Below are 18,917 nucleotides of genomic sequence, written 5' to 3' on the forward strand. Positions count from 1 at the left end.
TTGTCAGAAAAAGTCATTCTTGTCGGAGTTGAAACAGAAGAAAACAAACAGAACTACTTGGAATCCATGCAGGAATTAGCTGGGTTGACTAAAACGGCCCACGGAGAGATTGTATTTTCTTTGACCCAAAAACGTCCCAGAGTCGACCGTCAGACGATTATCGGAAAAGGTAAAGTAGAAGAACTGGCGCAGCTGGTGGAAGCCCACGAAGCCGATCTGGTGATCTTTAACCATGCCATGACGCCTAGACAAAGCCAAACGGTGGAAGAAATTGTCGGTGTGCCGGTGATTGACCGAATTCAGCTGATTTTAGATATCTTCGCTCAGCGGGCCCGTTCGAAAGAAGGCAAGCTGCAGGTGGAATTAGCGCAACTAGATTATTTATTACCCCGGTTGATGGGACAAGGACACAGTTTGTCACGGCTTGGTGGTGGGATCGGTACGCGTGGTCCAGGGGAAACGAAACTGGAAACCGACCGTCGTCACATCCGCAATCGGATTACCGCGATTAAAAAAGAGCTGAAAAACGTCGAGGCTCATCGCGAGCGCAGCCGGCAAAAGCGCCAGCAGTCGAATATTTTCCAAATGGGCTTGATCGGTTATACCAATGCCGGTAAATCGACTATTTTGAATTTGTTGACCAATGCTGAAACCTATTCCCAGGATCAGTTGTTTGCCACGCTAGATCCGTTAACTAAAAAATGGCAGCTGCCGCAGGGCATGCTGACCACTATTACAGATACAGTTGGATTCATTCAAGATTTGCCGACGCAATTAATTGATGCCTTTCATTCTACGTTGGAAGAAAGCAAAGGGATGGATTTGCTGCTGCATGTAGTCGATGCCAGTGCGGAGGATCGTCTGCAGCAAGAACAAACCGTCATGAGTTTGATGAAGGAATTAGAGATGGATGATATTCCGATCCTGACGATTTACAACAAAGCCGATCGGATCGATCCCTTTTCCTTCACCCCAACCTTGTTTCCCAATGTGTTGATTTCGGCTAAGTCCAGCAAAGGTAAAGATGTGCTGTCTGAAGCGATTAAAAAAGAGATCATGGAGCTGCTGGAGCCTTATTTGTTAAGTATCCATGCCAGTGACGGCCAGTCGCTAAGCGCGATTCGGCGGGAAACATTAGTATTAAGCGAAGCTTTTGATGAAGACACTGAAGTCTATCATATTCGCGGTTTTGCGAAGAAGAATTCAGTTTGGATAAGGAGAATGGATGATGATGAGTTGGACAGCTAGTCTAGCCCCTGAATTAGTAGCGACGATTGATAAAGTCGATCAAAAAATTGAGCCGGCGCTGAAGAAGGTGCGGGAAACCGCCTTGTCGAATCAAGCTAAGGTACTGGCGGCTTTTCGGCAGCAGCATGTTTCGGAGAGTCATTTCTTGGCTTCCACCGGATACGGCAACGATGATTTAGGCCGAGATGCGTTAGAAGCGGTCTATGCTCAAACGTTTGGTGCTGAAGCGGCCTTAGTGCGCCCTCAGCTGGTTTCTGGGACTCATGCTATTTCCACTGCATTGTTCGGCGTGTTGCGTCCAGGTGATGATCTGCTTTATATTACCGGCACCCCTTATGATACGCTGCTGGAAGTCATTGGCACACAAGGTAACGGAATTGGTTCCATGAAGGAATACAATATCGGTTATGATGAAGTAGAGCTTTTAGCCGATGGCTCAGTGGATTTTGACGGCGTTAAAGAAAAGTTGACGGAAAAAACCAAGGTCGTGGCGATTCAACGTTCTCGCGGCTACGCTTCCCGTCCATCCTTTACGATTGAGAAAATCAAAGAGATGTGTGACTTTGTCAAAACAGTGGCACCAGAAGCGGTAATTTTTGTCGATAATTGTTACGGTGAATTTGCCGAATTGCTGGAGCCGACGCAAGTAGGTGCTGATTTAATAGCGGGTTCGTTAATCAAAAATCCTGGCGGCGGCATTGCTAAAACCGGCGGGTACATTGCAGGTAAAGAAGCGTTGGTGGAAAAATGCGCCTATCGCTTGACGACTCCAGGTGTGGGAGCAGAAGGTGGCGCAATGTTAGGAAATGTCTATGACATGCTGCAGGGCTTTTTCTTGGCACCTCACGTGGTGGGGCAAGCCATTCAGGGCGCGATTTTTTCTTCAGCTCTTTTAGAAGAATACAATATTGAATCAACCCCTAAATGGGATGACCCGAGAACCGATTTGATTCAGCTGGTGGAGTTGAAGGAACGTGAGGCGATGATTCGTTTTTGCCAATCGATTCAAAAGTTTTCACCGATTGATGCTTATGTTGCGCCAGTGCCCTCTTACATGGCCGGGTACGAGGATGATATCATTATGGCGGCTGGAACCTTTGTTCAAGGTGCCAGCATTGAATTGAGTGCTGACGGACCACTGCGGGAGCCATACTCTCTTTATTTACAGGGCGGCTTGACCTTTGAGCATGTGAAGGTGGCTGTTGCCAATGCGGTGAACGATGTTTACCACCAAAAAGCATAATTTTTCAATCAGAAATCAAGGCGTTTCCTTTGCGGGAAGCGTCTTTTTTGTGGATTCCAAAAACGATGTCAGGAGTTTTTTTGCGGCTATGTAAGAAAATGTCACATTTGCTGTTGACAAGTGGTCTAATACTTGGTATCCTAATTTCAACATTAAGAAACAAGGAGGATATTTGATGCGGGAGAAAGAATTACGTCGTTCGCTAGCTGTTTTTCCAATTGGTACAGTCATGAAATTAACTGATTTAACTGCTCGGCAGATTCGTTATTATGAAGAACAAGAATTAATCCATCCAGAACGGAGCGAAGGTAACCGTAGAATGTATTCTCTAAATGACATTGATGTGCTGTTGGAGATTAAGGATTATTTATCAGATGGATTGAACATGGCAGGGATCAAACGCGTGTATCAAATGCGTAAAGACGAAGAAAAAGCGGCCAAAGAAAAGCCGCCATTAACAGACAAAGATGTTCGTCGCATTTTCTATGATGAGATGCTGACACAAAGTGGGTTAAATCAACAACATCCATATCAATCGCAAGGGCCAAAGCTTTAGTGATTGTGGAATAATAAAAAAAATGAAGCGTGAGGAAGGGATATTATGCCAAAGAAAGATTTATCAGTTGCAGACATTAAAAAAATCGTTGAGGAAGAAAACGTACGCTTTTTACGTTTAATGTTCACCGATATTTTAGGAACAGTTAAAAACGTAGAAGTGCCTGTAAGTCAACTTGACAAAGTGTTAAGCAACAAAATGATGTTTGATGGTTCTTCTATTGAAGGATTTGTTCGTATCGAAGAAAGTGATATGTATTTATATCCTGACTTGTCTACTTGGATGATTTTCCCTTGGGAAAGCGAACATGGAAAAGTAGGACGTTTGATCTGTGATATCTACAATCCAGATGGTACACCATTTGCTGGTGACCCTCGTGGAAACTTAAAACGTATATTGGATGGCATGAAGGAATTTGGCTTTACTTCTTTCAACTTAGGACCTGAACCAGAATTCTTCCTATTTAAACTGGATGAAAACGGCGCTCCTACTATGGACTTGAATGACAAAGGCGGATACTTCGATTTTGCACCAACCGACCTTGGGGAAAATTGCCGTCGCGATATCGTGTTAGAACTTGAAGGACTTGGCTTTGAAGTAGAAGCTTCTCACCACGAAGTTGCTCCAGGCCAACACGAAATCGACTTTAAATATGCCGATGCAATTGAAGCTTGCGATAATATCCAAACATTCAAATTAGTTGTAAAAACAATTGCCCGTAAACACGGCTTGCATGCAACGTTTATGCCAAAACCATTATACGGAATCAACGGTTCTGGTATGCACTGCAATATGTCTTTATTCAACGACAAAGGCAATGTCTTCTACGACGAAGATGGTCCAATGCAATTAAGCGAAACAGCTTACCAATTCTTGGCAGGACTTTTGAAACACGCACGTGCTTATACAGCAGTATGTAACCCAATCGTTAACTCTTACAAACGTTTGGTTCCAGGATTCGAAGCACCGGTATACGTAGCATGGAGCGGACGCAACCGTTCACCGCTAATCCGTGTTCCAGAATCTCGTGGTCTTTCTACTCGTTTGGAATTGCGTTCAGTTGACCCAGCAGCGAATCCTTACATGACAATGGCTGTGTTGCTTGAAGCTGGTTTAGATGGTATCCGCAACAAAATGACACCTCCATCAGCTGTTGACCGCAACATTTACGTGATGACTGAAGAAGAACGCAAAGAAGCGCAAATCCTTGATTTACCTTCTACTATCCACAATGCAATTAAAGCATTACGGGAAGATGATGTAATGATCGACGCGTTAGGTTCACACATCTACAATAACTTTGCTGAAGCGAAGAAAATTGAATGGGCAGCGTTCCGTCAAACGGTGTCTGAGTGGGAACGTGAACAATATTTAGAGCTTTACTAAAAAGCGCAAGTTTATCCGCTAGAATTTTTTCTAGCGGATTTCTTTTTGTTTTCCGTCGTAAAAAATGTAGGACGTCCATTTGCTGCGGATATAAAAGCAATTTGAATAGTTTGATTAGAACATTGGGAAAATTTAATCCTTGTTCGGTTTTTTCGTAAAATTTGGTGGGATAACAGGTGTATTAGCCGTCTTATTTTAACAAAATCATGAGGAAAACGCGGAAATAGGCGGATAAATGAATTCAATATTTGTAAGTTGGCCGTTCTTTTAGTAGAATGGTAAGTGTGAAAACTTTGAGAAAGAGGTGTCGCTTTATGGGATATACAGATGAAACGGTTCGTTTTGACTTTGATGATAACCGGAAGAAGGAAATCAGTGAAACATTAACGATCGTTTACAATGCGTTAGCAGAAAAAGGATACAACCCAATCAACCAGATTGTTGGGTATCTATTGTCAGGAGATCCAGCGTATATTCCACGTTACCAAGATGCGCGGAACTTGATTCGCCGCCACGAACGTGATGAAGTGATGGAAGTATTAGTAAAATACTACCTGTCTGACCACGGTATTGATCTTCCATGAGAGTAATGGGTTTAGACGTAGGTTCCAAAACGGTGGGAGTTGCGGTGAGCGATCCCTTCGGCTGGACTGCGCAAGGAATTGAAATCATCCGAATTAACGAGGACAAGGGTCAATTCGGTTTTGAACGATTAAAAGAATTGGTTAAGCAATACAATGTGGATCGATTCGTAGTGGGACTACCTAAAAATATGAATAACTCGATTGGCCCAAGAGCTGAAGCTTCGATGGCATACGGCGGAAAAATCAAGGAACTTTTTGATTTGCCGGTGGAATATCAAGACGAACGATTAAGCACGGTTCAAGCTGAACGGATGCTGATCGAACAGGCAGATACATCCCGGGCCAAGCGTAAAAAAGTTATCGACAAAGTTGCTGCGGTGATGATTTTGCAAAATTATCTTGACCGAACCAGCAATAAATTTTAGAAAAGAGGAAAGCAAATGGCAGATGAACACACTCATGATCATGACCATGATCACGAACATGAAATGATTACTTTAGTAGATGACGAAGGAAATGAAACCTTATACGAAATTCTACTAACTATCGATGGACAAGAAGAATTTAACCGTAATTATGTCTTGCTTTATCCAGCAGGGGCTCCTGAAGATGAAGACGTTGAATTACAAGCTTACGCTTATGTAGAAAACGAAGACGGCAGCGAAGGTGAATTACTACAAATCGAAACCGACGCTGAATGGGACATGATTGAAGAAGTTTTCAACACGTTCATGACCGAAGAAGAAGAATAAGATATCGTAAGCTGAACTCTCTAGTGTGAGGGTTCAGCTTTTTTTGTGTTTTGAAAACCAGCTGTTAGGTGAAGGGTGTAAAGAGACAGGTTCTAGATTTTTGATGCTTTTTCGCTAATGTTCAACCAGGAAACCAAGTCTTGGAATATTTGGCGTGATGGGCAAAATGCGAACACTGGTAAAGCAAGATGCAATACAAATAAGTCGCTTCCAGGTCGGATTTAATATATTCTGATGCTGAATCGAGATGAATATAATAATATCGTTTATATTACGACGGATTTTGCTTATATTTCTATTTTTTTACCCGTTTGTGGTGCATAATTTGAGAATTTGAAATCAGGAATGCTTTAAGGACGCGGAAAAAGCAGTAAATTTCTGCGAGAATTATTTTTCTTGAAATAATATTTCGATTGACTTTAGTGATAATTTTGATAATCTAAAACTGTCGATATCGCACAGAACTATTAAAAAAAAGGAGGTAAACAAAATTGCAAGAAAACACACTGGATTTTCCGAGAATTTTCACACTTAAAAGATCAACACTCGAAACCCGCATCGGTAAATTTTACGATGAGACGCAAGACGAAAAAAGCACCATCAAATATTTAGTCGCTCTGCAAATTCGCGACGAATTAAGCACGGAGGATTTCAGCTTTGTACTAAGTGAGCTGGTCCGTCATATTTTCTTAAAAACCAAGGCAACTCGCGCGCTGCGCCGCTATTATTATTTATTTTTAAATTATTTTACTGAAAAGGAATGGAAGCACTTAACTTCCCGGTTATTTACCGTCAAACGCTTTGTCACAGAGAAACTGACCAAACTAATGGACCTGATCGAAGAAGTCCGTCCAGAAGCCTTTGCGGTACCTTGACGAGGCAGAAATGAAACCGGAAACAAAGTGACTACGTTGATAAAATTCACATAGATACCCTAAAAACGAAAGGAATGATTAGATAAATGTTAAGCTTAAATGCAACCTTTGAAAACAGCCTTGGCGGTCGCCATAGCTTTAAAATAAAAGACCCAGATCGCAACAAACCCGCCGAAGAAATTCGCGCATCGTTGCAAAAACTTGTCGACTTGAATTTATTTGAAAAAGGCGAAGTGGGCCTGTTCAAGAAATTACTCAGCGCTAAATTTGTCGAAACGATTGAAACACCAATTTTTGATTTACGTAATGAAGAAGAGGTTGAGCCAGCTGCGCCAGCAGTGGAGGTACAACCAGAAACTGTTCAAGCAATTGAAGCACAAGCAGCACCTACAATCGAAGTACAGCCGGAGTCTGTCCAAATTCAGGAAGCTCCTGCAGCAGTAAACATCCCACAACCGGGATTGATTGCCTCACAATCAGCAGCAGCACTAATGCAAGCAGCACCAGCTCAGCCTGCTTCAACAATGGACAAACCAAGATCTTTAGGGGGAACACAGTGCATCAGAGTCACTGTTCCACAGGACTATCAACCGAACAAGATGTCAGACGATGAACTGATAGCACTGCTGAGCACCGGTTTGCCGGAAGGGGCAAAGCTGGAGGACTTTAGTCTGGAGGACATTGTCATAACGATGGAGGAGCCAGGGGAGGAAGGGACCGCACCGATAACACCCGTCATGGAACAAATGACCAGCCCGCCTCTCAGCCAATCCATCGAAGTGCTGGATGAATCCGCAGAAGAACCGGCCGATGAAAAATACACTGGCTGGTTCCCGAAACGGAAAAAAGGCACCAATCCGTTAGCTGGATTTTCCGCCGACAAGCGGAGAAACAAAAAGGCCATCAACCGTTGGAAGCGGGAGAAAAATAAAGATAAAAAGAAATAGCTTGTTCAGTGCTTCAATCAAAGGAAAACGATCGATTCCTTTAGTTGAAGTCGACAGCTATCAGCATCCAAATAAGCGTTCAAAGCGAACGCTTATTTGGTCGTGGGATCAATTAAACTGAGTGCGGCTCTTCCGTACATTAAACATGTACCTGCATACATTTGAATCATTTTTCATGTTAGTTCTCCTTGACAGCAATTTGTACTAGTGGTAAAGTCATTTTATCAAATTGTAACCATTACGTTTTGCGTCGCGTAAAAAAGAAAGGATGACGACATGGCAAAAAAAGCGAAAATTGTAAAAGCTCAGAAACAAAAAGAGCTGATTGAACAATATGCCAAAGTGCGGAAAGAATTGAAAGCAGCGGGAGATTACCAAGCTCTGGCTAAATTGCCTAAGAACTCTAACCCCAACCGCTACAAAAATCGTGATCTTGTGGATGGCCGGCCGCGGGCTTATATGCGGAAATTCGGTATGTCTCGCATTAATTTCAGAAGACTAGCCCACCAAGGCCAGATTCCTGGTGTCAAGAAAGCTAGTTGGTAAAGGAAAGGGAGTAAGAAAAATGGCAGTACCAGCAAGAAAAACCTCAAAGATGAAAAAACGTTTGAGACGCACCCATCAAAAAGTCGAACGTCCTGAAATTTCTTTTGATGAATCATTAGGCGATTATCGTCGCAGCCACCATGTTTCATTGAAGGGTTATTATAAAGGAAAAAAAGTGATGAAATAGGAGTTGACCAAGTTGGAAATTATCTATCCACCGTTAGTTGAAGAAAGCATTAGTTTTCACTTATCGGGACAAAAACAGGAAGTCTTAGATAAAGCCGAGATGTATCGCAGCATGGTGGAAAAAGGAATTATTTCAGAAAATGGTCAGCCTACAGCTTACGCCCTTCAACAAGGCTGGGTGAAGAAGTTTGATGAAAAAGCAAATCTCTCATCGGAAGAATTTTTGGCGGTTTATCCGATTTTTCACAACTATGAGCTCCAGCAGCTTCAAAAAATTGACGGCTTCTGGGAAATTCCAGTCAAGCTTAAAGAACTTCTCTTGCAGGATTTAGCAGCAGGGAACTTCAATTACGATGAACAAATGCAGCTGAAGGAATATTTAGCTGATCGTTAAGAAGGGTTGAGTCTAAATGAGACAGAATATTGTAGTAGAGTGCGTTGAGACCGGGGAGCGGTTGTATCTAACCAGTAAAAACAAACGCAATACCCCTGATCGTTTAGAATTGAAAAAATATTCGCCAAAGCTGCGGCGTAAAGCAATCTTTCGCGAAACGAAGTAATTAGCACCAGCGAGAAAATTTTAAGCAAAGAAGGTTAGTATCATGGAAAAAGCCGATGTATCAAGCGCCTACCGCCGTTTACGCAGTCCGAACATTAAAACACGCAAACGGGCATTAAAAATTATCAAAGAAGCAAAACGCAATCAAACGAAAAAATAACCGATCGTTTATTTCCGGTACAAAAAACGAACCATAACTAGTCGAGAATCCCGAAAAAATTCTGGGATGAAGTCGACCATTATCGTTCGTTTTTGTGAATTTACCGATAGTTAAAACAATTCCAGCGACTTATTCGCGAAACGTTCGCCAAAGAGAGTAAACATTTCTTTTGATTCTTCGTAATGAGTTCCTACGGCATCTAAAGCTACCGGTCCGTGGTGAATAAAGGGTTTGCCTAAGGCTGCTCCACCGGAATAAACCAGCATGCCCTTAGTCAGTAGCATTCCTACAAGGGACATGATGGCACTGTCGCCGCCACCTTGGGCATAGTGAGCAGTGGCAAAACACCCACCAAGCTTGCCGCCCAATTTCACTGTCCGGTTTTGGGTTAACCATTCCACAACGCGCCAATGAGCGGTTGCGACATAAGTTGGCGTGCCGAATATAATCCCAGCACATTCGTTTAGATAATCCGTATCTAACTCATCGTCCAAGGAAAACAGGCGGACTTCAACGCCTTTTGATTCAATTCCAGCAGCAATCTCTTCAGCCTTCTCCTTGGTGTGCCCACCGTGTGTAAAGTAAATAATCCCAATCTTCATTTTTTCATCCTTCCTTTTCAGATATCCCAATCATTTTGATGACTAAAGGTGACGTATTCCATATGGATGAGGACAACAAGAATTCATTGCTAACGCTCCAGTCCTTTTTGCACTTTATCCAGCAGTTGGAATAAGGTAGTCCGCTCCTCGAATGTTAAGCTTCGTTGCACCTTTTGCTCCATCTGATCGTAATAGTTATGGACTTTTTCGAGTTCATTTTCACCTTGCTTAGTTAAAAATATGCGTTTATGACGGATGTCAGTAAGCGCTGATTTTCGGTAAATCAGTCCTTTTTTCTCTAGGATTACTAACGGATTTTGAAGGGTTCTCCCAAAATAATCCTTTAAGCTTTTTTGGATCGTTCCTGGATGAAGAGCCAGATAGTCCAAGATCTCAATCTGAATCAGTTCCAAATCGAGGTCTTTTAACAGTTCTTGAAGGCCCGCTTCTTGCTGTCTGCTGGTATAAATAATTTTACGGGCAAGCTGATGATTAGACTGCAATTTTTTTACCTCTATTTTGTTTAGTTTAAACGACAAATCAGGATTTCACAACGTTCTTTTCCAACTAAATGGGAAAAGACTTTTCATTCTGATTCAAGTATTGGCTGTTCACTAGGCAATATTTTTGTTCAGAATGAATGAGAAGAGTAGGATAAAGATGTAAACGTTTTTAATGGAAGGATGAATGCAAATGACAACTGACTATAAAACCAGCAATGCCGAAGGACCGATTGATTTTATCAATATGTACGATTTAGAAGAAATGGCCAAAGAGGTCATTCCGAAAGGTGGCTACGGCTATATTAACAGTGGGGCCGGGGACATTTTTACGTATCGGGAGAATGAACGGGCCTTTGACCATCAGCTGATTATTCCACATGTGTTAAAGGATGTAGAGTTGCCGACGACTGAGGTGACTTTCATGGATGAAAAGCTGCGGGCTCCGATTATTATGGCTCCGATTGCTGCTCATGGATTAGCCAATATGAAAGGTGAGGAGGCTACGGCTAAGGGAGTGGCTGATTTTGGTTCAATTTTTTCTATCAGCTCCTATGCTTCCAGAACGATTGCGGAGATTCGGGAAGCCGCGGGCCCTGAAGCTTGCCAGTGGTTCCAACTATATATGAGTAAGGATGATGGGATCAATATCGATATTCTTGCGCAAGCCAAAGCTAGCGGGGCCAAGGCAATCATCTTAACTGCTGACGCGACAGTTGGCGGTAATCGGGAAACCGACAAACGCAACGGCTTTACTTTTCCTTTGCCAATGCCGATCGTGCAAGCTTATCAATCCGGTGTGGGTCAAACGATGGACGCGGTCTATGGATCGTCCAAGCAAAAACTCAGCCCTAGAGATGTGGAATTTATTGCTAAAAATTCCTCATTGCCAGTCTTCGTAAAAGGCATTCAATCAGAAGAAGATGTGGAGCGGGCACTATCGGCTGGCGCCAATGGTATTTGGGTGTCTAACCACGGTGGTCGTCAATTGGATGGTGGACCGGCTACTTTTGATTCACTGCAATATGTGGCTCGAGCAGTGGACAAACGAGTACCGATTATCTTCGACAGCGGAGTTCGCCGCGGACAGCATGTCTTCAAAGCCATTGCTTCAGGGGCTGACCTAGTAGCGATCGGTCGCCCAGCAATTTACGGCTTGGCTCTGGGCGGGGCAACAGGAGTTAAACAGGTCTTTGAATTTTTCCAAAATGAATTGGAAATGGTCATGCAGTTAGCGGGTACTCAGACAGTGGCCGACATTACACAGGCGAAATTAAGAGAAAACCATTATATTTAAGGTGAGAACGGAGGTCCTATAAGGGGCCTCCGTTTTCTACAGCAATTTTTGGGCTTTTTCGGTATTGGCAAAATGCAGCTTAGCGTAATTGCTTAACAGCTGGATTCCGCCGCGTTTTAGTAAGGCGGCTGCGGCTTTATCAGAAGGGGCGCCGGCACCAGAAGGCACCTTGATTCCCAACGCTTGGGAAGCCTGATCCAATTCTTCCAAAAAGCTGGCGCGGCTAATAATGGAAGCGGCTGCTACAGCCAAATGATATTGTTCCCCTTTGGTTGTGAAATAAATCGGCTCCTTCACTTGACGAACTTCGCTTTTGACATACTTTTGGTAGTTAGCCGGCGGTGTAAATTGGTCAATTAAGATGGCCTCCGGTTTTTGCGGTGAAATCTGTGCCAAAAGCAAAGAAATCGCCTGATTATGCAGCGCGACTTTCATGTGAACCGCGTTGTATTTCGGTTGGATCTCGTTGTATTTTTTAGGCGTTACAACCAGCAGTTTATAAGGGATTAATTCTTTAAGGATTTCGGCTATTTGACGAATCTGGGGATCGGTTAACATTTTTGAATCCTTAACTCCAATGCGATTCAATTCCGCCAAATGCTCTTTTTCAGCATAAGCGGCGCAGACACATAAGGGGCCGAAATAGCTGCCGTTGCCCACTTCGTCGCTGCCGATTACTGATAGTTGAGCGAAGCCAGCAGGAAGCGTAGTGCCGCTTTTCTTTTTAGGTGTCTCAGCAATGGAGCCCCATTTGCTGGCTTCTGCTTCAGCGTCTTTTCCTTGGAATACAACTTTGCCGGAAGTGTAGGCGGTAATACTGACGCCGTTTTTTTTAGCCGAAAATTCACTATAAGGAATGTTCTTTTTTAGCAGGTCATTTTGGTAGTGTTCTTGGAGCTTTTTCAGCTGTATTTTTGATAGTTTTAAAACACATGAACTCATAAGATTTTCTCTTTTCTTTAATTTACTGGACTTTTCTTTGATGAAAGTTGTAAAATCGCCCTATTTTAGCATATAATAAACTAGAGTTTTTTCAACGATAATGTAAGGAGGGAAATTCCGCATGGCTCAAAATAGATACAAAGCAACCGTAGCTGGACAGACATATACTATCATCGGTCAAGAAACCAAGCAACATATGGATATGGTGCTGGCCTTGGTCAACGAACAATTGAATGAAATCAAAGATTTGTCACCGGAGATTACAGCGGAAAAAGCGGCGATCCTATTAGCAATTAATGCGGTTTCCGATCAGGTGAAAAAGCAGGAGGAGCTTTTGCAGCTGAAGAAACACCAAGCTGATTTAAAACGGCGTGCAGCTCGTTCGGTCGAGCTTGAAAATAAGATCAAAAAAATCGAAGCCATTGAAGCAGAAGCAAAATCGATTATGCAACAAAATGGGCAGAACAACGCGCAAATTCGCAATCATGTGGAAGCGCAACAGGTAGTAAACGAAAATCGCAAGCGTGAAATTCAAAAACGTGCTGCAAATAAGTGAGGAAAACCATGCTAACGCTATTTATCTTAATTGTCTTTATTCTTTCTTTTTATGCCGGTTACCGCAGGGGAACCGCCTATCAATTGTTTTTTACCGTGGGCTACGTGATTTCGTTTATTGTGGCTTTAGTCTTTTATCAAGGATTAGGTGAAAGCCTGCAATTGTTCGTTCCCTATCCTTCAGTAACTAGTGAATCGAATATGGTGTATTACTCAATTGAACAGGGATTCAATTTGGATCAAGCCTTTTATGCCGGCTTTGCCTTCATCGTGATTCTATTTTTCGGTTGGCTGATCACCCATTTCCTAGCCATATTTTTTAGAAACTTGCTCTATCTCGTATTAGTGCCGCGATTCGACGGGATAGTTGCCGGAGTGGTCGCATTTGTGATAGCCTATAGCGCAGTCTTCTTATTATTAAAGCTGGCTAGCTTTGTTCCGATGGCATTGGTCCAAAATGCGATTTCAGGAAGTGCGGTTGCTCGCTTTATCATCGATTATTCGCTATTCTTAAGTGGCGCTTTTGATAATTTGTGGGTAACAAGAATTATTGGACAAATTTAAAAACCGAGACTTTAGGGTTTCGGTTTATTTCTTATGTAGAAGGTGAAAACAATGAATGAACGAATTCTAGAGACTTTGGGATTTGATGATGTAAAAACGATGGTTGCGCAATATTTGGCAACTGCACAAGGAAATGATGAGTTAACTCAGCTGGCACCTTCTAGTGACAAGGATACTATTCAGGCCTGGTTGGAGGAATCCGAAGACGGAATGAAAGTTTTACGTCTGCGGGGAGGACTGCCGGTACCGAAGCTGATGAACATCAATCCTCATATGAAGCGAATTGAAATTGGCGCGAATTTGAACGGATTGGAATTGGCGGAAGTCGCTCGGGTGTTATCGACGACTAGTGAAATGACCCGCTTTATTGATGATTTAAAAGATAGTGACTTAGAATTTTCCCGCCTATACTTCTGGGAAGATCAATTAGTCACATTGCCGGAATTAAGCGGCCGCTTGCGTCGCTCGGTGGAAGAAGACGGCCGCATTCGAGATGAAGCTTCACCAGAGCTGCGTACCATTCGCAGTCAAATTCGCCGCAGTGAACAAAACATTCGCGAGCAATTGGATGGTTTGGTTCGGGGGAAAAACGCAAAATACTTAAGCGATGCAATCATTACCATGCGTAATGATCGTTATGTAATTCCGGTAAAACAAGAGTACCGCGGGGTATTTGGCGGCGTTGTCCACGATCAAAGTGCTTCGGGACAAACCTTATTTATTGAACCCAAACAAGTGGTGGAATTAAACAATCGTCTGCGCCAGCAGCAAATTTCGGAACGGACGGAAATTGAGCGGATTTTATCCGAGCTGTCTGCTGAGCTGGTACCGTATCGCCGGGAAATTTTACACAACGCTTACGTACTGGGGCGTTTTGATTTAATGAATGCTAAGGCTCGTTTTGCCAAAGAGTTGAAGGCTGTCGTGCCTGACTTAAGTGAAGAGAACCAGGTGTTCTTCAAGCAAGCTCGCCATCCGTTATTGAATCAAGACAATGCGGTGCCCAATGACATCATGATTGGCGAAGATTACCAAGCCATTGTGATTACCGGTCCGAATACCGGGGGTAAAACCATTACCTTGAAAACGCTGGGGATTTTACAGCTGATGGGTCAAGCTGGTTTTCCATTGCCGGTGGGTGAAGAAAGCCGCATGGGGATTTTTGAGGAAGTTTTTGCCGATATTGGTGATGAACAGTCAATCGAACAAAGCTTATCGACTTTCTCTTCTCATATGACTAATATCGTTTCGATCTTAGATAAAATTAATGACCGCAGCCTCGTGCTGTTTGATGAGTTGGGGGCCGGAACCGATCCGCAAGAAGGGGCAGCTTTGGCCATTGCGATTCTGGATGCCGTTGGAGAGAAATCTTCTTATGTGATGGCAACCACCCATTATCCGGAGTTGAAAATTTACGGCTACAATCGTCCGAACACGATTAATGCCAGCATGGAGTTTGACGTAGATACCTTAAGTCCAACCTATCGCTTGTTGATCGGCGTACCGGGCCGCAGTAATGCCTTTGAGATTTCCCGCCGTTTAGGTTTAGATGCGACGGTGATTGATAGTGCCAAACAAATTATTGATGACGAAAGTCAAGATTTGAACGACATGATTGCCGATCTGGAAAACCAACGGAAAATGACGGAAACCGAGTATCACGAAGTTCGTCATTACGTGGATGAATCCGAGACTTTGTATCGCGATTTGAAGAATGCCTACAGCTATTTCTTTGACGAACGGGAAAAGGAAATGGAAAAGGCTCGTAAGCAAGCTAACCAATTAGTGCAGGAAGCCCAAGAAGAAGCCGAGAAGATCATCAAGGATATTCGCCAGCTGCAGCTATCTGGTCAAGGCAATGTCAAAGAGCATCAATTGATCGATGCGAGAACGCAGCTGGAAGACTTGAAGCAAGACGAACAGCTGAAGAAAAATAAAGTATTGCAAAAAGCCAAAGCCAAAAAGCAATTTAAAGAAGGCGACGAAGTCATTGTTGAAACTTATGGTCAGCGGGGCACCTTGCTGAAGAAAATGGGCAACAGCGACTGGCAAGTACAGATCGGGATCTTGAAGATGACGATTTCCGAAGAGGATATGACCTTAACGGCGCCAATTGAAGAGCCGCAGCAGCGGGTGATCACGGGTGTGCAGCGGGGAGCCGGTTCACAAGTGAAGGCTGAATTAGATCTTCGCGGCAAACGTTATGAAGAAGCGTTGGCGGAAGTGGATCAGTATATTGACGCCGCACTGCTGGCAAATTATGCGCAAGTCCGAATTGTCCATGGTAAGGGCACCGGAGTATTGCGAAAAGGAATCACCGATTATTTGAAGGGCCACCGCAACGTGAAAAGCTACGAATTTGCTGCGCCGAATGAAGGCGGCAATGGCGTAACCGTCGTAACCTTTAAGTAATGTTTACAAGTGTAAGCAGAACAATAGCATTGCGCCCGATAGCATGCTATAATTTGAGTACAAAATTGAGGAGGGATACCATGTCACAAGTAGTAACAGATACAACATTTAATGAAGAAACTGACGAAGGCTTAGTCCTTGTTGATTTTTGGGCAACTTGGTGTGGACCATGTCGCATGCAAGCGCCAATCTTAGACCAATTAAGCGAAGAATACGATGAAACTGAATTGAAGATCGTGAAGATGGATGTAGACGAAAATCCAGAAACACCGGCATCATTCGGTATCATGAGCATCCCAACACTTCTATTGAAAAAAGACGGACAAGTCGTGGATAAAGTGATCGGTGTTCATACAAAAGATCAATTGCAAGAGTTAATCAGCGCTCATATGTAAGCAATCGAGCTGGGCATTTTGTCCAGCTTTTTGTCTGTTTAAAAATTGCGTGAAGGGAGTCTTGGAATGAACGAACGAATAAAAAATAAGTTGGCCTTGCTTCCTGATCAGCCGGGCTGTTACTTGATGAAGGATAAAAACGGCACGATTATTTATGTAGGGAAAGCCAAAATTTTGAAAAATCGGGTGCGTTCTTATTTTACCGGCAGCCATGATACCAAAACTGAACGTTTGGTGAGCGAGATTGAAGACTTCGAATACATTGTGACTGAATCCGATATCGAAGCGCTGCTTTTGGAAATCAATCTGATCAAAAAGAATGATCCGAAATACAACATCATGTTGAAGGATGACAAAACTTATCCTTTTATCAAAATTACCAATGAGGAATTTCCTCGTCTGTTAATTACCCGGAAGGTTTTGAAGGATAAAGCCTTGTACTTTGGCCCTTATCCCGATGTCCGGGCAGCGAATGAAACGAAACGGTTGCTGGATCGCTTATTCCCATTGCGTAAGTGCAAGGTTCTGCCGAAAGAGGTTTGTCTCTATTATCATATGGGGCAATGCTTGGCACCTTGTGTCTTTGTTATCCCCAGTGTTCGCTACAAGATGATGGTTAACGAAATCAAACGCTTTTTAAACGGCGGTCATGCCGAAGTCCAAGAAGTTTTGGAAAAGAAAATGGCGACGGCTGCCGAAAACATGGAGTTTGAAAAAGCCGGTGAATACCGCGACCAAATCAAAGCGATTGAAACCGTGATGACCAAGCAGAAAATGACCAATGCCGATCTAGTGGATCGTGATGTGTTTGGTTATGCTACCGACAAAGGCTGGATGTGTGTACAGGTCTTCTTTGTTCGCCAAGGAAAATTGATCGAACGGGATGTCTCGATGTTTCCGTTTTACAACGAAGCGCCGGAGGATTTCTTAACCTATATCGGTCAGTTCTATCAAGAGAATGAACACTTTGTGCCAAAAGAAGTACTGATCCCTGATGACATCGACAAGTCCAGTGTTGAGGCAATGCTTTCTACGAAGGTGTTACAACCGCAACGTGGGGAAAAGAAAAAACTAGTCAAATTGGCCGGTAAAAATGCTCATGTCGCTTTAAATGAAAAATTCGATTTGATTGAACGCAACGAAGCCCGAACAATTGGTGCAGTGGAACGCCTCGGCAATGCCATGAATATCCCGGAACCAATTCGGATTGAAGCCTTCGATAACTCGAATATCATGGGAACCGATCCCGTTTCAGCGATGGTGGTCTTTATCGATGGCCGCCCTGCCAAAAAGGAATACCGCAAATACAAAATCAAAACCGTTAAAGGTCCCGATGATTACGCATCGATGCGGGAAGTAATTTACCGCCGCTACTCACGGGTGTTGAAGGAAAATTTGCCGTTTCCAGATTTGATCGTGATTGATGGTGGGAAAGGTCAAGTGGATGCCGCCAAGGATGTGCTGGATAACCAACTAGGCTTAGACATTCCAATTGCCGGCTTAGCCAAGGACGATAAGCATAAAACCAGCGAATTATTATTTGGTCCCGATTTAGCAAGAATTCCTCTAGAACGAAACTCCCAGGAATTTTTCCTGCTGCAGCGGATTCAAGATGAAGTCCATCGCTTTGCGATTACCTTCCATCGCCAATTACGCAGCAAAAATAGTTTTGCTTCCAAGCTGGACAGCATCGAAGGCTTAGGGCCAAAACGCAAGAAAACACTGTTGAAGGAATTTAAATCACTGAAAAACATCCAAGCTGCTTCGGTAGAGGAATTGCAAAGCATCGGATTACCGAAAAATGTCGCGGAAAACGTTTATAAACAATTGCATGAAGAAAAGAATGTATAGCACGCTTTACACGTTAAGTAAAGCGTGCTATACTTTTATCAATAAATGTAAAGGAGACTATACATTGGAGGGGATCATTTGCACACTCGAATACAGGAACTCCGCAAAGCACGAAAAATGACCCAAAGTGAACTGGCGGATCATTTAGAAGTCACCAGGCAAACCATTATTTCCTTAGAAAATGGCCGCTACAATGCTTCCTTGATTTTGGCCCACAAAATCGCCAAATTTTTTGATTCAACTATTGAAGAAATTTTTATTTTTGATGAGGAGGATGAAGGATGAGTACGTTGTCAAAAGCAGATCAACACTATTTCAATCGTTTAAAACGAAAAAATCTTTGGTATATCGCCGCTATTATTTTTGTTGTTCTGTGTCTCTTGTTCCTTTATGCCGGCACCAACTGGCTGGAAATAAAAGTCAGCAGTCATACCGTAGATTTCTTAACCGGCATGTTCACCACGTTGACGCTGATACTGATCGTTTATATCGTGAGAAATCGTCGAGTCATGAACCAGCCGCAGCTTTTACGGAAACAGCGTATTGCCGTGATGGACGAGCGCAATCAAGAGATTATTAACCGGTCCAGTCGGTTAGCCGCTTATATGTTGAATATTTGTTTAATCATTTTAAGTGTCGTAGGCAGCTTTGTGCATCCATTAATGACGCAGCTGTCGGCGGGGTTGTTATTTGTTTTTATCCTCACCTATGCAATCGGCTATCTATATTATAAGAAGAAAAGCTAAAGAAAAGAGAT

General features: G+C 43.1%; 25 protein-coding genes. 22 read left to right on the forward strand and 3 right to left on the reverse strand.

Annotation, left to right across the window (positions count from 1 at the left end):
• From hflX to JZO70_RS19915, 14 genes are all read left to right on the forward strand, one after another.
• Positions 1–1,248 carry a GTPase HflX gene (gene hflX, locus JZO70_RS19850; protein ID WP_207675431.1) on the forward strand — a complete coding sequence of 416 codons (1,248 nt, stop codon included), beginning with the start codon at positions 1–3 and terminating at the stop codon, positions 1,246–1,248.
• On the forward strand, positions 1,232–2,491 hold the full coding sequence (locus JZO70_RS19855) for a methionine gamma-lyase family protein (RefSeq protein ID WP_207675532.1): 1,260 nt from the start codon (positions 1,232–1,234) through the stop codon (positions 2,489–2,491). The genes hflX and JZO70_RS19855 overlap by 17 nt, the downstream gene beginning before the upstream one ends.
• Before the next feature lie 175 nt (positions 2,492–2,666).
• Positions 2,667–3,047, forward strand: a complete 381-nt coding sequence (locus JZO70_RS19860) for a MerR family transcriptional regulator (RefSeq protein ID WP_207675432.1) — start codon at positions 2,667–2,669, stop codon at positions 3,045–3,047.
• Between the two features lie 45 nt (positions 3,048–3,092).
• Positions 3,093–4,433 carry a type I glutamate--ammonia ligase gene (glnA, locus tag JZO70_RS19865; protein WP_207675433.1) on the forward strand — a complete coding sequence of 447 codons (1,341 nt, stop codon included), beginning with the start codon at positions 3,093–3,095 and terminating at the stop codon, positions 4,431–4,433.
• Between the two features lie 314 nt (positions 4,434–4,747).
• Positions 4,748–5,017: an IreB family regulatory phosphoprotein gene (locus tag JZO70_RS19870; RefSeq protein WP_207675434.1), complete on the forward strand. Its 270-nt coding sequence runs from the start codon at positions 4,748–4,750 to the stop codon at positions 5,015–5,017.
• The gene (ruvX, locus tag JZO70_RS19875; protein WP_207675435.1) at positions 5,014–5,442 is read left to right on the forward strand and encodes a Holliday junction resolvase RuvX; all 429 of its coding nucleotides are present in this window, start codon (positions 5,014–5,016) and stop codon (positions 5,440–5,442) included. The genes JZO70_RS19870 and ruvX overlap by 4 nt, the downstream gene beginning before the upstream one ends.
• Positions 5,443–5,457: 15 nt before the next feature.
• A complete protein-coding gene (locus JZO70_RS19880) occupies positions 5,458–5,769 on the forward strand; it encodes a DUF1292 domain-containing protein (protein WP_207675436.1) in 312 nt (103 codons plus the stop codon).
• 491 nt (positions 5,770–6,260) lie between these two features.
• Positions 6,261–6,644: a hypothetical protein gene (locus JZO70_RS19885; protein ID WP_207675437.1), complete on the forward strand. Its 384-nt coding sequence runs from the start codon at positions 6,261–6,263 to the stop codon at positions 6,642–6,644.
• A gap of 86 nt (positions 6,645–6,730) precedes the next feature.
• Positions 6,731–7,591 (forward strand): DUF2922 domain-containing protein, encoded by an 861-nt coding sequence (locus tag JZO70_RS19890; RefSeq protein ID WP_207675438.1) that lies wholly within the window; start codon positions 6,731–6,733, stop codon positions 7,589–7,591.
• Positions 7,592–7,867: 276 nt separating this feature from the next.
• Positions 7,868–8,137, forward strand: a complete 270-nt coding sequence (rpsN, locus tag JZO70_RS19895) for a 30S ribosomal protein S14 (RefSeq protein WP_207675439.1) — start codon at positions 7,868–7,870, stop codon at positions 8,135–8,137.
• A 19-nt stretch (positions 8,138–8,156) separates the two neighbouring features.
• A complete protein-coding gene (gene rpmF / locus JZO70_RS19900) occupies positions 8,157–8,324 on the forward strand; it encodes a 50S ribosomal protein L32 (protein ID WP_207675440.1) in 168 nt (55 codons plus the stop codon).
• A gap of 12 nt (positions 8,325–8,336) precedes the next feature.
• The gene (locus JZO70_RS19905; RefSeq protein ID WP_207675441.1) at positions 8,337–8,717 is read left to right on the forward strand and encodes a hypothetical protein; all 381 of its coding nucleotides are present in this window, start codon (positions 8,337–8,339) and stop codon (positions 8,715–8,717) included.
• 16 nt (positions 8,718–8,733) lie between these two features.
• Positions 8,734–8,883 carry a 50S ribosomal protein L33 gene (gene rpmG / locus JZO70_RS19910; protein ID WP_207675442.1) on the forward strand — a complete coding sequence of 50 codons (150 nt, stop codon included), beginning with the start codon at positions 8,734–8,736 and terminating at the stop codon, positions 8,881–8,883.
• A 42-nt stretch (positions 8,884–8,925) separates the two neighbouring features.
• Positions 8,926–9,042: a putative metal homeostasis protein gene (locus JZO70_RS19915; RefSeq protein ID WP_207675443.1), complete on the forward strand. Its 117-nt coding sequence runs from the start codon at positions 8,926–8,928 to the stop codon at positions 9,040–9,042.
• 110 nt (positions 9,043–9,152) lie between these two features.
• On the opposite strand, the gene JZO70_RS19920 is transcribed toward JZO70_RS19915, so the two are convergent.
• Positions 9,153–9,644 (reverse strand): flavodoxin family protein, encoded by a 492-nt coding sequence (locus JZO70_RS19920; RefSeq protein WP_207675444.1) that lies wholly within the window; start codon positions 9,642–9,644, stop codon positions 9,153–9,155.
• A gap of 89 nt (positions 9,645–9,733) precedes the next feature.
• Positions 9,734–10,147: a MarR family winged helix-turn-helix transcriptional regulator gene (locus tag JZO70_RS19925; protein WP_207675445.1), complete on the reverse strand. Its 414-nt coding sequence runs from the start codon at positions 10,145–10,147 to the stop codon at positions 9,734–9,736.
• A gap of 190 nt (positions 10,148–10,337) precedes the next feature.
• Here JZO70_RS19925 and JZO70_RS19930 point away from each other — a divergent pair, with 190 nt between their 5' ends.
• A complete protein-coding gene (locus JZO70_RS19930) occupies positions 10,338–11,441 on the forward strand; it encodes an alpha-hydroxy-acid oxidizing protein (protein ID WP_207675446.1) in 1,104 nt (367 codons plus the stop codon).
• A gap of 36 nt (positions 11,442–11,477) precedes the next feature.
• Here the strand turns inward: JZO70_RS19930 and rnhC are convergent, their stop codons facing one another.
• Positions 11,478–12,383: a ribonuclease HIII gene (rnhC, locus tag JZO70_RS19935; protein ID WP_207675447.1), complete on the reverse strand. Its 906-nt coding sequence runs from the start codon at positions 12,381–12,383 to the stop codon at positions 11,478–11,480.
• 121 nt (positions 12,384–12,504) lie between these two features.
• Here rnhC and zapA point away from each other — a divergent pair, with 121 nt between their 5' ends.
• From zapA to JZO70_RS19970, 7 genes are all read left to right on the forward strand, one after another.
• Positions 12,505–12,939, forward strand: a complete 435-nt coding sequence (gene zapA, locus JZO70_RS19940) for a cell division protein ZapA (RefSeq protein ID WP_207675448.1) — start codon at positions 12,505–12,507, stop codon at positions 12,937–12,939.
• Positions 12,940–12,947: 8 nt separating this feature from the next.
• Positions 12,948–13,502: a CvpA family protein gene (locus JZO70_RS19945; protein ID WP_207675449.1), complete on the forward strand. Its 555-nt coding sequence runs from the start codon at positions 12,948–12,950 to the stop codon at positions 13,500–13,502.
• A 51-nt stretch (positions 13,503–13,553) separates the two neighbouring features.
• A complete protein-coding gene (locus tag JZO70_RS19950; protein WP_207675450.1) occupies positions 13,554–15,914 on the forward strand; it encodes an endonuclease MutS2 in 2,361 nt (786 codons plus the stop codon).
• 80 nt (positions 15,915–15,994) lie between these two features.
• A complete protein-coding gene (gene trxA / locus JZO70_RS19955) occupies positions 15,995–16,309 on the forward strand; it encodes a thioredoxin (protein ID WP_207675451.1) in 315 nt (104 codons plus the stop codon).
• Positions 16,310–16,375: 66 nt separating this feature from the next.
• The gene (gene uvrC / locus JZO70_RS19960; RefSeq protein WP_207675452.1) at positions 16,376–18,160 is read left to right on the forward strand and encodes an excinuclease ABC subunit UvrC; all 1,785 of its coding nucleotides are present in this window, start codon (positions 16,376–16,378) and stop codon (positions 18,158–18,160) included.
• A gap of 78 nt (positions 18,161–18,238) precedes the next feature.
• Positions 18,239–18,445, forward strand: a complete 207-nt coding sequence (locus tag JZO70_RS19965; protein ID WP_207675453.1) for a helix-turn-helix transcriptional regulator — start codon at positions 18,239–18,241, stop codon at positions 18,443–18,445.
• Positions 18,442–18,906: a DUF6442 family protein gene (locus tag JZO70_RS19970; protein ID WP_207675454.1), complete on the forward strand. Its 465-nt coding sequence runs from the start codon at positions 18,442–18,444 to the stop codon at positions 18,904–18,906. The genes JZO70_RS19965 and JZO70_RS19970 overlap by 4 nt, the downstream gene beginning before the upstream one ends.
• Positions 18,907–18,917: the final 11 nt, after the last annotated feature.

This window comes from Candidatus Enterococcus moelleringii (genome assembly GCF_017377575.1).
Taxonomy (GTDB): Bacteria; Bacillota; Bacilli; order Lactobacillales; family Enterococcaceae; genus Enterococcus_A; species Enterococcus_A moelleringii.

What these genes read in the sequence shown, in the direction of transcription:
- JZO70_RS19945 (WP_207675449.1), top strand. Translation starts at nt 12,948, where the DNA reads ATGCTAACGCTATTTATCTTAATTGTCTTTATTCTTTCTTTTTATGCC.
- uvrC (WP_207675452.1), top strand. Translation starts at nt 16,376, where the DNA reads ATGAACGAACGAATAAAAAATAAGTTGGCCTTGCTTCCTGATCAGCCG.
- JZO70_RS19950 (WP_207675450.1), top strand. Translation starts at nt 13,554, where the DNA reads ATGAATGAACGAATTCTAGAGACTTTGGGATTTGATGATGTAAAAACG.
- rpmG (WP_207675442.1), top strand. Translation starts at nt 8,734, where the DNA reads ATGAGACAGAATATTGTAGTAGAGTGCGTTGAGACCGGGGAGCGGTTG.
- zapA (WP_207675448.1), top strand. Translation starts at nt 12,505, where the DNA reads ATGGCTCAAAATAGATACAAAGCAACCGTAGCTGGACAGACATATACT.
- JZO70_RS19915 (WP_207675443.1), top strand. Translation starts at nt 8,926, where the DNA reads ATGGAAAAAGCCGATGTATCAAGCGCCTACCGCCGTTTACGCAGTCCG.
- rnhC (WP_207675447.1), bottom strand. Translation starts at nt 12,383, where the DNA reads ATGAGTTCATGTGTTTTAAAACTATCAAAAATACAGCTGAAAAAGCTC.
- ruvX (WP_207675435.1), top strand. Translation starts at nt 5,014, where the DNA reads ATGAGAGTAATGGGTTTAGACGTAGGTTCCAAAACGGTGGGAGTTGCG.
- JZO70_RS19855 (WP_207675532.1), top strand. Translation starts at nt 1,232, where the DNA reads ATGAGTTGGACAGCTAGTCTAGCCCCTGAATTAGTAGCGACGATTGAT.
- JZO70_RS19870 (WP_207675434.1), top strand. Translation starts at nt 4,748, where the DNA reads ATGGGATATACAGATGAAACGGTTCGTTTTGACTTTGATGATAACCGG.
- trxA (WP_207675451.1), top strand. Translation starts at nt 15,995, where the DNA reads ATGTCACAAGTAGTAACAGATACAACATTTAATGAAGAAACTGACGAA.
- JZO70_RS19880 (WP_207675436.1), top strand. Translation starts at nt 5,458, where the DNA reads ATGGCAGATGAACACACTCATGATCATGACCATGATCACGAACATGAA.
- glnA (WP_207675433.1), top strand. Translation starts at nt 3,093, where the DNA reads ATGCCAAAGAAAGATTTATCAGTTGCAGACATTAAAAAAATCGTTGAG.
- JZO70_RS19920 (WP_207675444.1), bottom strand. Translation starts at nt 9,644, where the DNA reads ATGAAGATTGGGATTATTTACTTTACACACGGTGGGCACACCAAGGAG.
- rpmF (WP_207675440.1), top strand. Translation starts at nt 8,157, where the DNA reads ATGGCAGTACCAGCAAGAAAAACCTCAAAGATGAAAAAACGTTTGAGA.
- rpsN (WP_207675439.1), top strand. Translation starts at nt 7,868, where the DNA reads ATGGCAAAAAAAGCGAAAATTGTAAAAGCTCAGAAACAAAAAGAGCTG.
- JZO70_RS19860 (WP_207675432.1), top strand. Translation starts at nt 2,667, where the DNA reads ATGCGGGAGAAAGAATTACGTCGTTCGCTAGCTGTTTTTCCAATTGGT.
- JZO70_RS19930 (WP_207675446.1), top strand. Translation starts at nt 10,338, where the DNA reads ATGACAACTGACTATAAAACCAGCAATGCCGAAGGACCGATTGATTTT.
- JZO70_RS19890 (WP_207675438.1), top strand. Translation starts at nt 6,731, where the DNA reads ATGTTAAGCTTAAATGCAACCTTTGAAAACAGCCTTGGCGGTCGCCAT.
- JZO70_RS19970 (WP_207675454.1), top strand. Translation starts at nt 18,442, where the DNA reads ATGAGTACGTTGTCAAAAGCAGATCAACACTATTTCAATCGTTTAAAA.